Annotated in this window: 16 protein-coding genes; 10 read left to right on the top strand and 6 right to left on the bottom strand. The window is 72.5% G+C overall.

The window, feature by feature from the left end; translation table 11 throughout:
- Positions 1-15 precede the first annotated feature (15 nt).
- Both ACYVJE_RS13650 and ACYVJE_RS13645 read right to left on the bottom strand, forming a co-directional pair.
- Complete coding sequence (locus ACYVJE_RS13650) at positions 16-666, bottom strand: acetoacetate decarboxylase family protein (RefSeq protein WP_461144743.1); 651 nt, start codon at positions 664-666, stop codon at positions 16-18.
- A gap of 103 nt (positions 667-769) precedes the next feature.
- Entirely contained in the window at positions 770-1,072 is a 303-nt protein-coding gene (locus ACYVJE_RS13645) for a helix-turn-helix domain-containing protein (protein WP_459155747.1), read from the bottom strand.
- A 117-nt stretch (positions 1,073-1,189) separates the two neighbouring features.
- Between ACYVJE_RS13645 and ACYVJE_RS13640 the strand changes: the two genes are divergently transcribed.
- Positions 1,190-1,912 carry a 3-keto-5-aminohexanoate cleavage protein gene (locus ACYVJE_RS13640; protein ID WP_461144742.1) on the top strand — a complete coding sequence of 241 codons (723 nt, stop codon included), beginning with the start codon at positions 1,190-1,192 and terminating at the stop codon, positions 1,910-1,912.
- Between the two features lie 11 nt (positions 1,913-1,923).
- Here ACYVJE_RS13640 and ACYVJE_RS13635 read toward each other — a convergent pair whose 3' ends face one another.
- The 3 genes from ACYVJE_RS13635 to ACYVJE_RS13625 all read right to left on the bottom strand — a co-directional run bounded on the left by ACYVJE_RS13635 (position 1,924) and on the right by ACYVJE_RS13625 (position 3,646).
- Positions 1,924-2,646 (bottom strand): alpha/beta fold hydrolase, encoded by a 723-nt coding sequence (locus ACYVJE_RS13635; protein ID WP_461144741.1) that lies wholly within the window; start codon positions 2,644-2,646, stop codon positions 1,924-1,926.
- A gap of 201 nt (positions 2,647-2,847) precedes the next feature.
- Positions 2,848-2,997, bottom strand: coding sequence for a hypothetical protein (locus tag ACYVJE_RS13630; protein ID WP_461144740.1), 150 nt, complete (start codon positions 2,995-2,997; stop codon positions 2,848-2,850).
- Positions 2,998-3,205: 208 nt separating this feature from the next.
- On the bottom strand, positions 3,206-3,646 hold the full coding sequence (locus ACYVJE_RS13625; protein WP_461144739.1) for a VOC family protein: 441 nt from the start codon (positions 3,644-3,646) through the stop codon (positions 3,206-3,208).
- A gap of 1,031 nt (positions 3,647-4,677) precedes the next feature.
- Between ACYVJE_RS13625 and ACYVJE_RS13620 the strand changes: the two genes are divergently transcribed.
- From ACYVJE_RS13620 to ACYVJE_RS13605, 4 genes are read left to right on the top strand one after another with little or no spacing between them, the layout of a single operon-like run.
- On the top strand, positions 4,678-5,184 hold the full coding sequence (locus ACYVJE_RS13620) for a hotdog fold domain-containing protein (RefSeq protein WP_461144738.1): 507 nt from the start codon (positions 4,678-4,680) through the stop codon (positions 5,182-5,184).
- Positions 5,185-5,226: 42 nt separating this feature from the next.
- Positions 5,227-6,075 (top strand): NmrA/HSCARG family protein, encoded by an 849-nt coding sequence (locus ACYVJE_RS13615; protein ID WP_461144737.1) that lies wholly within the window; start codon positions 5,227-5,229, stop codon positions 6,073-6,075.
- 36 nt (positions 6,076-6,111) lie between these two features.
- Complete coding sequence (locus ACYVJE_RS13610; RefSeq protein ID WP_461144736.1) at positions 6,112-7,095, top strand: ring-cleaving dioxygenase; 984 nt, start codon at positions 6,112-6,114, stop codon at positions 7,093-7,095.
- A complete protein-coding gene (locus tag ACYVJE_RS13605) occupies positions 7,092-7,715 on the top strand; it encodes an alpha/beta hydrolase (protein ID WP_461144735.1) in 624 nt (207 codons plus the stop codon). The genes ACYVJE_RS13610 and ACYVJE_RS13605 overlap by 4 nt, the downstream gene beginning before the upstream one ends.
- Before the next feature lie 437 nt (positions 7,716-8,152).
- On the opposite strand, the gene ACYVJE_RS13600 is transcribed toward ACYVJE_RS13605, so the two are convergent.
- Positions 8,153-9,133 carry a LacI family DNA-binding transcriptional regulator gene (locus ACYVJE_RS13600; RefSeq protein ID WP_461144734.1) on the bottom strand — a complete coding sequence of 327 codons (981 nt, stop codon included), beginning with the start codon at positions 9,131-9,133 and terminating at the stop codon, positions 8,153-8,155.
- A 114-nt stretch (positions 9,134-9,247) separates the two neighbouring features.
- On the opposite strand from ACYVJE_RS13600, the gene ACYVJE_RS13595 reads away from it, so the two are divergent.
- The 5 genes from ACYVJE_RS13595 to ACYVJE_RS13575 all read left to right on the top strand — a co-directional run bounded on the left by ACYVJE_RS13595 (position 9,248) and on the right by ACYVJE_RS13575 (position 13,450).
- Entirely contained in the window at positions 9,248-10,201 is a 954-nt protein-coding gene (locus ACYVJE_RS13595; RefSeq protein WP_461144733.1) for a nucleoside hydrolase, read from the top strand.
- A gap of 23 nt (positions 10,202-10,224) precedes the next feature.
- Complete coding sequence (locus tag ACYVJE_RS13590; RefSeq protein WP_461144732.1) at positions 10,225-10,857, top strand: adenosine deaminase family protein; 633 nt, start codon at positions 10,225-10,227, stop codon at positions 10,855-10,857.
- Between the two features lie 58 nt (positions 10,858-10,915).
- A complete protein-coding gene (locus ACYVJE_RS13585; protein ID WP_461144731.1) occupies positions 10,916-11,599 on the top strand; it encodes an HAD family hydrolase in 684 nt (227 codons plus the stop codon).
- 237 nt (positions 11,600-11,836) lie between these two features.
- Positions 11,837-12,442, top strand: a complete 606-nt coding sequence (locus tag ACYVJE_RS13580) for a DedA family protein (RefSeq protein WP_461144730.1) — start codon at positions 11,837-11,839, stop codon at positions 12,440-12,442.
- A gap of 189 nt (positions 12,443-12,631) precedes the next feature.
- The gene (locus ACYVJE_RS13575; RefSeq protein ID WP_461144729.1) at positions 12,632-13,450 is read left to right on the top strand and encodes an SAM-dependent methyltransferase; all 819 of its coding nucleotides are present in this window, start codon (positions 12,632-12,634) and stop codon (positions 13,448-13,450) included.
- Positions 13,451-13,494: the final 44 nt, after the last annotated feature.

Below are 13,494 nucleotides of genomic sequence, written 5' to 3'. Positions count from 1 at the left end.
CCTGCGGCGGGCCGGTCACGGCCGGCAGCGGTCGACCGCCACGCCGAACAGCACCGCCGCGTCCGCCACCACCGCAGCGGCCACCGGCCGCACGCCGTGCAGGAACCCCAACGGCCCCGAGGGGTCGAACTCCCACGCGGCCCGCATCCCGCGCACCCGCCCCAGCAGCAGGTTGTGCGCCACGATGCTGCGGCCCTGCCACAGCTGCGCCGTCGACAACGGCACCCGACGCCGCCCCGGCAGCACCGCCCGCCCGTCACGCGCCCGCAACCGGACCACCGGACGATCACCGACCCGCAGCACCGCCTCCGTCGCCGCACCCTCCACGCGGCGCTCGAAGGAACCGAGCTGCTTGGGAATGCCCCACAGCTCGCGGCCCCCGTGCTGCGCGCGCTCGTCGTCCACCCAGATTCGCGGAATCGAGCAGTGCACCCGCACACCCCGCCGCACGGCCACGGCCAGCAGCAGCTCCTCGTACTGCAGCACCCCGCCGGGCGCGTAGTGCACGAACGCCACCCCGAGCGTCACCCGCCCGCCGAACGTGCTCAACCGGTGCCCCGGCGGCACGTGCGCGAACACGTCACCGGGCACCGCCGCCACCGGCACGCGGAACACCGACATCCGCAGCGCCCCGCCCAGCAACCACGGCTCCGGCGGATAGTCCACCCCCGCGGCACCGCGCCACCACCCCGATCGCTGCACGCCGCTCACCGCCTTCCCACCGACAGCCCGCGCCACCCGCCGCGGGCGAGGGGAGAGGTCCGGCTGGTCACGCACCCGAACCGGACCAGAAAGCCCGCCCCACCTCGGACAGGTGAAACCCCTCCGGCGCCGACTCCACCAGCCCCAGCTCGCGCAACCGCCACACGTCCGACTTCACCCGCGACACCGGCCGGTGCACCTCGGCGGCCACCTCCGCCGCCCGCACCGGACCGCCGCACAGACGCCCCAGCAACCACCGCGTCCACGGACCCCGATGACTCGACGTGTCCAATCGCGCCAGCCCGCGCTCGATCGCGTCCTGCTGCCGCTGCGACAACCGCCCGCCGCGGGCGTAGACCCCGCCACTCACAGCGCCCCACGATAACCGCGCCAACCGCCCACCGCCGACACCGCGATCACCACCGGCAAAAACGCAGCGCAGCGCCTCGACTACCGCACGAGGGCCACAGCGGTGACAATGGGGACCATGTTGCAGGTCTGCCTCAACGGTGCGCGCTCCGCGCAGGAACACTTCGACCTGCCCGTGCGGGCCGAACAACTCGCCCGGGCCGCCGCCGACGCGGTCGCGGCCGGCGCCACCGACATCCACCTGCACCCCAAAGGCCCCGACGGCACCGACGACCTCTCCGCTCCCGCCGTGGCCGCCACCCTCCGCGCCGTGCGCGCCGCCACCCCCGGCGTCCGCGTCGGCATCGCCACCGGCTCGTGGACCATGCCCGAACCCCGCGCCCGCCTCCGCACCATCAGCTCGTGGACCGTGCTGCCCGACCACGCCGCGGTCAACTGGCACGATCCCGCCGCCGACGACATCGCCCGCGCCCTGCTCGACCGCGGCATCGGCGTCGAAGCGGGCGTGCACTCCGGCACCGACGGCGACCAGCACTTCCTGCGCTCACCCCTGCGGCACCACGTGCTGCGCGTGCTCGCCGAAATCACCGACACCACCGCCCGCGGCGCCGAGCGCACCGCCGCCTCCCTGCTCGAACGACTCCGCCCGGTGACCGTGCCGATCCTGCTGCACGGCGAAGGCCCCGGCGCCTGGACCGTCCTCGACGTCGCCGCCCGCCGCGGCCTGGACGCCCGCATCGGCCTGGAAGACACCCTCCACCTGCCGGACGGCGACGTCGCCACTGACAACGCGGCCCTGGTCACCGCCGCGCTGCACCGGTGGGAGAGCCGCGTCGGCTGACCCGGCCGGGCTCAGGCCGAGGTGTCACCACTGGCGGTGACCACGTCCGCCACCGCACCGGCCACCAGGTCCGGACGGCTCCAGTTCGGACAGTGCCCGGTCGGCAGCACCACCGTCGACACCGACTGCCACGGCACCTGCGCCGACACCAGCTCGGGCAGCCGGTCCTGCGCGCACCGCAGCACCGTCGTCGGCACCGACCGCCACGCCGCCGCACGCACTCGCTGCGTGCCCACCTCCGGATTGCTCGGCCGCAGCAGCGCGCACGCGTCCCGCACCCGACGCGCCGAGCAGTCGTGCAGCAACGCGTTCCGCGCCGACTCGTCGGTCAACTCCACCAACCCGTCGGTGCGCCACCGCACCTCCTCACCGGCCGCCGACGGGGCAGGGGTGGGCGAGAGGTCCGCCATGCTCTCACCCACGTCAGGCATCGCCGCGGCCACGTACACCAGGTGCCGCACCGCCGGATGCGGCCCCGCAGCCGCCTCCGTGATCACCACACCGCCGTACGAGTGCCCGCACAGCACCACCGGCCCGGACAACTGATCCAGCACCGCCCGCACGTGCGCGACGTCGTCGTGGAGATCTCCCGGCGCCTGGAACAGCCCGCCCGCCGCGCTCGGCAGGTCCACCGTGACGCTGGGAACCTGCCGCGCGTCGAGATCCGCCACCACGTCCTGCCACGACCACGGGCCCAGAAAACTGCCGTGCACCAGCACCACCGTCGTCGCCATATCGAAACGCTAGCGCGTCACCGCCGGGAGCAACACTCCGCGGCACGCCGGACCCGCCGCGGAACAGCCGTCCACACGCGACCGATATCGATCGGGGACATCGACCCACCGGCTGCTCGCGCCGCACCGTGCTACCCGTGCCGGGGGCCGGCCAGTCCGCGGTCGAGGTCGGTCCGCCGCTCGGCGGAGCGGCGCGATCGCCTACCGGGCGGTGTTGCGCTGGTCGTGGTTCTGGGTTGCCGCAGCGGTAGTGGCCTCGTCGAGGTGGGTGGCGGCCCAACTGGCGAGCAGGGCCATGGCATCGGCGGAGGAGGTGCCGCTGCGGTTCCTGGAAGGCTCGGGCAGTTCCACGTGGATCAGGGCCGTCCGGGGTGGATCGGGAAGGGATCCGTCGATGACGAGGACGGAACAACAGCCGCAGCTGTCATTCGGCCACCACGTCAGCGACCGAAACCACGTGGCCGAGCACGACCTCCCAGGCTGGGCGAGGGGAGAGGTCACCGCAGGGAGCCCGATCCCGAGGGCGGGGCGTTCGGCGCCCTCTGATCCGACTGCTGGTTCACCCGAGTTCCTGAGCCAGCCCGACGATGATTCCCTCCGGGCCGCGCACGAAGCACAGCAGGTAGCTGTCCTCGAACTGCGCCACCTCGCCGACGAGCTCGGCACCGTGGGCGCGAAGCCGGGGGAGGACCTCGTCGAGATCGTCCACGGCGAACATGATCCGCCGGATCCCCAGGGCGTTCACCGGCGCATCCGCCGGCTCGGCCCGGATCGCCTCGGGCTGGTGGAACTCGGACAGCTCCACCCGGCCGTGCCCATCGGGGGTGCGCAGCATCGCGATCTCGGAACGCGCGTCGTCGATGCCGATCACGCGGTCCGCCCAACGTCCTTCGATCGTCGTGCGGCCTTCGAGCTCCATGCCGAGCTCGGTGAAGAACGCGATGGCGGCCTCCAGGTCGGCGACGACGACGAGCACGTTGTCCATCCGCTGCAGCGCCATGCCCGGCAGCGTAACCCGCCCGCTGAGGGCTGGCACCGTTCGACGATGCGCCGCCGGAGGAGGGGCCGCCGACTCGTACTTAACATAATGTGCATTATCGGACTGCGAGGTGCCCGTGGTGATCATTCGCGAGAGCGGTTCGCGCCGCCCGTTGCGACGTCGCGAACGCGCGGCGCGCCACCGGTCTCGTGCCGGCCGGTCGGCTGCCGGCGCCTGCTGCCGCGTGCGCCGGTCCGGATCAGCCGCGACGCGGTCGCACGCGCGATCCCGAGCGCGTCGCAACGGCCGCGCGGTCGCTGTTGATCACCGATGGCCGGACCGATCATCGGTGACCGGGTCGTGCGCCCTCGCGGTCGGGCGCTCCTGCGCCGCCTCCGCGGCCCTGCGGAGGAGCTCGACGGACTCGGTGGCTGCGCGGGCCCGTTCACTCGTTGTCGCTACGAGACCCCTCGCCGGTCCTGCTGTTTCCGCCCGGGTTTGTTCACCGCACTTTCGTCACTGTGACGAATAACGAGGGGCGGGGGCTCGAGGTTGAGCGGCTGCCGGCGAGCAGTCGCTCCGCCGCAGCCGGTCCGTGCGGCGACCTGGCGCGGGCACGACGTGTCGGCGCTCGACCCCGGCTGCGCCGAGTTCGTGCCCGCCGATCGGTTGCCCCGCCGGGCCGTTGTGCATCCGGGTGCGGGTGGCGAACGCGCGGAACGGTGGGTGCGCGACCTCTCGCGCGGCGGACGTGCGGTCTCGCCTGCCCCGCGACCGCTCTCCCGCGCTGATCTTTTTCATGCATAATGTACGTTATGCATGAAATATGAGGTTCCGATCCGCACGTGCGCGGCGGCCCCTCGTCGCCGAACCTCTCGTCGGCCGTCCGCGAGCCCCGCGCGGACCACTTCGCTCCCCCGTCCGGACTCGTCGCCTGCCGCTTCCCCGCGGCCACGCGCTCCCCTCGCTCCGCCGGTGTGCACCGAGTCCCCCTCCCCGGTCGCGCCGAGGCCGGTTCCCCCGTTTTGTTACTTCCGAGTAGCATCCTGGGCATGGCTGATGTCGACCCCGGGACGAACCCCGCCTCCCACCCCACCGGGACGCTGAAGACGTGGCAGCGGCTGTCGGCCCGCCCGGGCGGACGCATGCTGTTCTCCCTGGCCACGGCGCTGCGCGCGCCGTACTTCGGCACCGTGCTGCCGAAGGTGCGCGAGATGCGCCCCGACCGGTCCGTGGTGACCGCGCCGAAGTGGTGGGGCGTGCACAACCACATCGGCACGTTCCACGCCATCGCGGCCTGCAACCTCGCGGAGATGGCCATGGGCATGCTCGCCGAAGCCACCGTGCCCACCACGCACCGGTGGATCCCCAAGGGCATGCGCACCTCCTACGTCGCCAAGGCCACCACGGGCCTGCGCGCCGTGGCCGCGCTCGACCCGCTGCCCGCGTTCGGCGAGCAGGGCCAGGAGATCGACGTCCCCGTCGGCATCTACGACACCGCCGGCACCGCCGTGGTCGAGGTGACCATCACGATCTGGGTGACGCCGAAGAAGCGGTGAGCCACCGGGCGCCGCGTGCGCCCCGCTCGCACCCTGAGGAGCATGGACGAGCCCACCACGACCGTGCTCGGCGCGACCGGAGGGCAGGGCGGTGCGGTGCTGCGGGCGCTGCGCGCCGGGCGGCACCCGGTGCGGGCGGTCGTGCGCGAGACCACCTCCCCGTCGGCGCAGCGGCTCGCCGGCGAGGGGGTGGAGGTCGCTGCGGCGGACCTGTTCGACGCGGACGGCCTCACCCGCGTGTTCACCAACGCCTCCGCGGCGTTCGCCGTGACCACCCCGTTCGAATCCGGCGCGCAGGCCGAGGTCGCCCAGGGCGAGGCGATCGCCACCGCCGCCGAACGCGCCGGGTTGCCGTACCTGGTGCTGGCGTCGGTGGCCAGCGCCGACCGCCACACCGGGGTGCCGCACTTCGACAGCAAGGCCGCCGTGGAGCGGCGGCTGGCGGACACGTCGGTGCGGCACGCGGTCGTGGCACCGACGTTCTTCTACGACAACGTGCTCGGCGATCCGGCCATCGGTGAAGGGCGGCTGCCGCTGGCGCTGCCGGGTGACCTGCCGCTGCAGCAGACCGCCCGCGACGACGTGGGGGCGCTGGTGGCGCACCTGCTCACCCGCCAGGACCCGCCGGTGGGCATGCGCATCGAGGTGGCCGGGGACGATCCCACCCCGCGGCGGATGGCCGCGGTGATCACCGCGGCCTCCGGGCACCCGGTGCACCACGACCACGTGCCGGTGGAGGCGGTGCGGGCCGACAGCGCTGATCTGGGCGCGATGTTCGCCTTCCTGGCCGAGACGGGCTACCAGGTGGACGTGCCCGCGCTGCGGCGCGCTTTCCCGGAAGTGCCCTGGACGGGTTTCGCGTCGTGGGCCTGGCGGCAAGCCTGGCCGTAGCGAGCCGAGGCTGACCGGTTCCGGGAGGCGAGGATCATGCCGAGCGTGCCCGCAGGGCTGCACCACGTCACCGCGATCGCCACGGATCCCCAGCGCAACGCGGATTTCTACCACAGCGTGCTGGGGCTGCGGCTGGTGAAGACGACGGTGAACTTCGACGCGCCCGAGACGTATCACCTGTACTTCGGCACCGAGGAGGGCGCACCGGGCACGTTGATCACGTTCTTCCCGTGGCCGCAGGCTCCGCGGGGCCGTCCGGGCACGGGGCAGGCGACGACGGTGGCGTTCTCCGTGCCGAGCGGGTCGCTGGGCTGGTGGCAGCGGCACCTGCAGCAGGCCGGTGCGGCGGCCTCCGCCCCGCACGCGCGGGAGGACGAGGAGGTGCTGGGGCTGCGCGATCCGGACGGGTTGGCGCTCGAGCTCGTCGCGCACTCCGGCGGGGACGAGCGTCCGCCGTGGCCGGAGGGTCCGGTCCCGGTCGAGCACGCGATCCGCGGGTTGCACGCGGTGACGGTGACCGAGGCGAGTCACGAGCACACCGCGGCGTTGCTGTCGGAGACGTTGGGTTTCCGGCTGGAGCGCGAGCAGCGGGCGCGGTTCCGGTTCGGCGCGGGGGCCGGCGGTCCGGGTGCGCGGGTGGACGTGCTGTGCAGTCCGGAGGCGCCGCAGGGTCTGGTGGCCGCGGGCACGGTGCACCACATCGCCTGGCGCACCCCCTCGGACGAGGAGCAGGTGGCGTGGCGGGAGACGCTGGTCGACGAGGGGTTGAACGTGACGCCGGTGCTGGACAGGCAGTACTTCCACTCGATCTACTTCCGCGAGCCGGGTGGGGTGTTGCTCGAGATCGCCACGGATCCGCCGGGGTTCACCGCGGACGAGCCGTTGATGGCGTTGGGGCGGGCGTTGCGGTTGCCGCCGTGGTTGGAGCCGTCGCGGGCGGAGATCGAGCGGAACCTGCCGGCGTTGCGCTCGCCCGGGCCGGACGAGGAGCTGCTCGCGGGCGGCAGCGGTGGGTCGTGATCGGTGAGCTGGTGCACCGGTTCGTGCCGGCGGGGCACGGCGAGGCGCTGACGCTGGTGCTGCTGCACGGCACCGGTGGTGACGAGCACTCCCCGGTCGGATGCGGTGCGCGGTTGGATCCGGGGGCGGCGCTGCTGTGCCCGCGCGGTCCCGTGGGGCTCGGCGGCGGTGGGTTCGGCTGGTTCCGCCGTGACGACGCGGGCGCTGTGGTCGCCGGTGATCTCGTGTCCTGCGGGGCGTTGCTGGGCGCGTTCCTGCCGGCCGCGTGCGTGCGCTGCGGGGTGGATGCGGCGCGGCTGGTGCTGGTCGGCTGCGGTGATGCGGCGACCGCGGTCGCCGCGGTGGTGCTGCAGCAGCCGCAGCTGGTGCGGGCGGCGGTGGTGTTCTCGCCGGGTGTGCCGTTCGACGCGCCGCCGGCGGTGGATCTGTCGGCGGTGTCGGTGTTCGTCGCGGCCGAGCGCGCGGGTCCCGGCGTGCCGCCGCGGCAGGCGGTGCGGTTGGTCGAGCAGTTGCGCAAGCGGGGCGCGCCGGTGCGGACGTGCTGGGACGGTGGTGTGGCCGAGGCGGTGTCGTGGTTGGCGGCGCTGCGCGTGGCGCTCGGGGTGGGTTCCGCGCCGTGAGACCGGTGGGAGCTCGCGCTGAGTTGCAGCTGTACAGGATTTGGCACTCGGCTTTGTCGAGCATCTTCTCGGTTGCCTGCCACAGCGATGCCGAGGCGTCGCCGAGCGCTTGCGCATTGGCGAGCCGCGCCTCAGGGGTCCGTCGCTGCTCGAACTCGTCCCACAGGGCCCGGAAGTAAGCCGCCTGGTCCGCGGGCAGTAGGGGGAACAGCTGGTCTGCGGTGGCGCGCTCCCGCTCGTCCTGCCCCGGCGGGATTCAGCGTCGTCGAGCGTGGTGTCGCCGGCGTATATCTCGATCAGGAAGGTCCGCTGCGCTCGCAAGCGTTCGGGGATCGAGCCGGGAAACGGGTCGCGCTCGCTGAGCGGTCTCTCGTCGGTCACGTGCGAGAATTCCCGCACCAGCGCCGGACATCGAGCAACTGCGGTCAGCGAGGTCGTCAACCGGTCCGGCATCCGCAGCTGCGCCGAGGGACCAGGCGCGCGCCTGCGGGGGTGTCCGCATCGCTGTCGCCGAGGATGATGCTCGCGGCGCGCAGCGCCATCTGGTGCAGCGACTGCTCGGTGACGGTCAACGCGGGGGCGGTGTAGGCGGACTCCGGGGTCCCGTCGCAGCTGATCACCGCGAGGTCGTCCGGGATCGCTGCCCCGTGCCGGCTGGCGGCGGCCAGCACACCGATGGCCTGTTCGTCGGTCGCGGTCACGAGTGCTCGCGGCAGGGTTGCGCGTGTGGCGTGGTGTGCGATCAGTTCGGCCGCGTCGGCTCGTGAGAAGTCGCTGCGCAGCAGCGTCTTCCCGGCGTCGGCCGAGCGCCAGGCGGCGAGGCGTTGCCCGACCGGGCCGTCGTCGTCCGGGCCGGACAGGAAGGCGACCTGGTCGTGGCCATGGGAACGCAGGTGGTCCACGGCGTGCTGGACGGCGGCGGTGTTGTCCGCCGCGACGAGTTCCGCCGGTGAGCCGGCCGGGCGATGGTGCACGTAGACCGTAGGAGTGCTGTGGCCGGTGGCCAAGTCGGTGGCGCCTGCGGCGGACACGACGACCAGGCCGTCCACCTGCGCCGACAGCAGCCGCTCGGCCGCCTCAGCCTGGCGCTGGGCCACGTATCCGGAGTTGACCGCAACGGTGAGCTTGCCCGCGTGCGTCAACGCGTTCTCGATGCTGCGGCTCAGCGCGGCGAAGTAGGGGTTGATGGTGTCCGGCACGATCAGACCGACCAACTCCGACGAGCCGGAGCGCAGCGCGGCGGCGGCGCGATTGCGCCGGTAGCCGAGCTCCGTCGCGGCGGCAAGCACGCGGGCGCGGGTCGCGGCGGCGACCGGTCGGGGCCCGTCGTTGATCACGTAGCTGACCACCGCGGTCGAGGTGCCCGCCCGTCGGGCCACGTCCGCCAGGGTCACCGCTTGGTCCGTTCTCTTCGTCATGGTCCGTTGCATTGTGTCATCTAAACGATTAGAAATGGACTCGCGCCACGACCGCGAACGCTTGTTGCGCCGGTCGTGGGCCACCCAGCTCTGCAAACGGGGAGACGAGACGCCATGCCTGCGCTTCCGTTGGTCATCGATACCGACACCGCTTCCGACGACGCGGTGGCGCTGCTGTTGGCCGCCGCCGGCGGCCTCGGAGATGTACGGGCCGTGACGACGGTGGCCGGTAACGTGCCCCTGGCGGTCGGCACCCGCAACGCGCTGATCTCCCTGGAGATGGCGGGGCGGGCTGATGTCCCCGTCTATTCCGGGTGCGACCGCCCGGTGCTGCGCTCCCCCTCCAGTGCCCAGCACGTGCACGGTCAGGACGGGATGGGCGATATCGGTCTGCCCGACCCCGCGCGTTCCGTCGAGCCCGGCCATGCGGTCGAGGTGCTGCTGTCGCAGCCCCGGCAGCACCCGGGTGAACTCACCCTGGTCATGCTCGGACCGCTGACCAACCTCGCCGCTGCGCTGCTGCGCGACCGCGATCTGCTGTCCCGGTACCGGCACGTCTACTGCATGGCTGGGGCCGCCGACGCCCGCGGCAACATCTCCGCCACCGCCGAGTTCAACGTCTGGGCCGACCCGGAGGCCGCCGCGATCGTGCTCCGGGCCGCCGCGCCGGAGACGGTGACTTGGGTCGGTTGGGACGTCTCCCGGCAGGACGCCGTCATGACCGGCGACGAGCAGGCCCGGATGGCCGGGCTCGGTACCCCCTTGGCCACCTTCGCCCACCGCATCAACCGCACCGTCGCCGAGTGGACGCACGAGGTCACCGGCCTGACCGGCTACGACCTGCCCGATCCCGTGACCATGGCGGTGGCCCTGCGACCCGATCTGATCCTCGAGCAGGAGCAGGTCCCTGTCGACATCGCCCTCGCTGAGCAGGCACGCGGTCAAATGCTCATCGACCACCGCCGCTCGGCACCCGCGCCGAACCTCACCGTGGTGCGTCGCGTGCACGAGGCCGGCTTCAAGGATCTGCTCTTCGCGGTTTGCGCCACATACCCGCAGCCGGCCTGAGACGACTTCCTGGAAAGGCATCGATGACGCCGAACACCGCACCTGCGCCCGTACCGCGCTACGAACTGCACTGCCACCTCGACGGATCCGTGCGCCCGGCCACGATCGCCGATCTGGCCCACCACCAGGGCATCGCCCTGACCGCACCCGCCGAGCAGCTGGTCACCGCCCCGGCAAGCTGCGGCAGCCTGACCCGGTTCCTCCCCTACCTCGACCTGCCGCTACGAGTGCTGCAGACCCCGCCGGCGCTGCGCCGGACCGCGGCCGAACTGGTCGAGGACTGGAGCGCCGACGGCGTGGTCTACGGCGAGGTGCGCTTCGCCCCACAACTGCACGGTCAGCAGGGCATGACCCCCGACGAGGCAGTGTCCGCAGTAGCCGAAGGCCTGGCCCGCGGTCGCGCCGCCACGGGCGTGGCCACCGGGCTGCTGCTGTGCTGCCTGCCCCACCAGACACCGCAGGAAAGCCTGGCGGTGGCCGAGACCGCGCTGCGCCACACCGAGGAGGTGGTCGGACTCGACCTCGCCGGCGATGAACAGCACTACCCCGCCAGCGGCCACCGCGAAGCCTTCGCACTCGCCCACGCCGCAGGACTCGCGTGCACCGTGCACGCCGCCGCGGCGACCTTCCGCCCACCACCCTCCCGACACGCGTGACCTCCGGACAGACCAGGCGTGTTCGCACCGGATCACCTCGTCCACCAGGAAAGGACCAGTGTTGCCGCACAACCTCATCTTCGATGCCGACGACACCTTGTGGGAAAACAACGTCCTGTTCGAGCGGGCCATCGAACTGTTCCTCGAGCACCTCGCGAGCACGGGTCTGCCGCGCGAGCACATCCGGACCCGGCTCGACGAGATCGAGAAGGTCAACAGCCAGCGGTACGGTTACGGTCTCGCCGTCTTCGAGCGCAGTCTGGCCGAGTGCCTGACCGCGTGCCGCGGCCCGCTCGCAGAAACCGACCGTCAGCTCCTGCGGGACGCGTGCGCACCGATCCGCGCCCACCAGGTGGAGCTGATCGACGGGGTAGGCGAAACGGTGCGCGCGCTGTCGCAGCGACACCGACTGTTCCTGCTGACCAAGGGTGATCGCGCCGAACAGACCGGAAAGATCGAAGCCTCCGGGCTGGCAGAGTTCTTCACCGACATCGCCATCGTGCCCGAGAAGGAGACGGCGGTGTACCGGGATTTCGTCGCCCACCGCGCGCTGCTCGCCGAACACACCTGGATGATCGGGAACTCGCCACGCTCCGACATCTGGCCCGCGCTCGAAGCCGGCCTCGGCGCAGTCCTGGTGCCCCACCCGATGACCTGGTCACTGGAACACCGCGACCTACCCGACAGGCACCCGAGGTTCCGCACCACCACCCCGTTCGCCCAGCTGACACACCACTTCTGAACGGAGCGAATCGGTAGGCCCGAGGACTTCCTCACCGATGAGCGGGGCTGCTACTCAGACCGGGAGCTCGCGCTGGCCGCTACGACCGGCCCGCGACCGGATCGGTGGGGCCGAGCACGTCCCGACCGCCGGCCTCGACTCGCCAGCCCTCACTCGCTGAGGAGCCCCACCGGATGCGGTGCGCGAAACTGCGGGATGGTTGCGGGGACGGTGACGCGGTGTCGGGAAGAGAGCGCGATGGTTCCTGTGGAGGCGGTCCTCGCCTCGGGGTGGGCTCCGTTGCTCATCGCCCTGGTGATCCTGGGGTCAGCCGTGTTCCCGCCGCTGCCGAGCGAAACGGTGCTCGTCGCCGCCACCGGTGCGGTCCTGGCCGGTGGTCTGCCCGTCACGCCGGTGCTGCTGGCGACCACGACCGGGGCCCTGCTGGGGGATGTGGCGGCGTACGCGCTCGGGCGCGTGCTCAGCCGTCGCGCACGCGGCGTCGCTGCTCGCCCGATGCGCGGCCGGCGCGTGCTGCGCTGGCTGGAGGAGCGCGAGACCACCTGGGGGGCGGGGATGGTGGTCGCCGGACGTTTCGTCCCCGGCGGCACCACCGCCGTCGGTGTCTCGGCCGGTGTTCTGGCGTATCCGTTTCCGCGTTTCCTCGCGGCCACCGCCGTCGGGGCGGTGCTCTGGACGGGCTACGGGCTGACGTTGGCCTCCCTGGGCCGTGCTGTCCTGCCCGGCAGCTCCTGGGGCGGCGTTCTGCTGGGCATCGCGCTCACGCTGACCGTCGCCGGGCTGCTCCGCCTCCTCTGCGGCGTGCGCATCCGTGGGCGTCGCACTGCGCGTGCGCAGCGGTAGCGCGGTGCCGGGCAGCAGGCGTTTCACGTGGGCGTGCTGATGCGGGCGGTCCGCACCGGCGGGCGGAGGTCGTTTCGCGTGCGGAGGGGTCCTCCGCCGCGGGCGGTGCCGGGTGTGCGCGGCGTTCGCCGGGGACGGGTGGTGTAGAAACGGGGTGATCGCCCCTTGCGTCGAGATCCGGGAGTGCAGATGAGTGCCGAGTCGCCGATGAGCATGCAGCCCCCGCCCGAGGTCAACGATGCGCAGCCGAACTCGGCGCGGATGTACGACTTCCTGCTCGGCGGGTCGGCGAACTTCGCCGTCGACCGGGAGGCCGTCGCCGACATGCAGCGCGTCTTCCCCGACGCGGCCCACTACGCGGGTTGCAACCGCGCTTTCCTCGGCCGCGTGGTGCGGTACCTGTGCCGGATCGGCATCGACCAGTTCCTCGACCTCGGTTCGGGGGTACCCACTGTCGGCAACGTCCACGAGATCGCTCTCGCCGAGAACCCGGCCGCGCGGGTGGCCTACGTCGACCACGAACCGGTCGCGGTGCACCACGCCCGGCGGTTGCTCGGTGCGGGCGAGGAGCGCGTCAGCGTCACCCAGGCCGATCTGCGGGATCCCGATGCGGTGTGGAACGCGCCCGGTGTGACCGGGTTGCTGGATCTCACCCGTCCGGTGGGGTTGCTGGCCGTCGGGGTGCTGCCGTTCGTGCTCGGTGGGGAGGCGCGCGCGCTGATGACCGAGTACCACCGTCGGCTGGCGCCCGGCAGTTACGCCGCGGTCAGCCACCTGGCGCAGCTGGGCATGACCGACGAGCAGCTCGCCGCCGGGTTGGAGGTCATGCGCCGCACCCCCACCCCCGAGGAGCCCCGCACCGTCGACGAGGTGCGCGCGGTCCTGGCTGCTTACGCACTCGTCGAGCCCGGCATCGTGCCCGTGCCCACCTGGCATCCGGAGTCCTCGCCCAGCGAGGACGAGGTCCAGCGCAGCAACTGCATCGGCGGGATCGGCCGCCGTGCGTAGCGGGGTGTCCCGGCGCGTGCCGGGGGTGCGTGCGCGTCGTCGCT

It is taken from the genome of Salinifilum aidingensis, from assembly GCF_054782015.1.
This window is presented reverse-complemented; position numbering and strand designations above follow the sequence as displayed.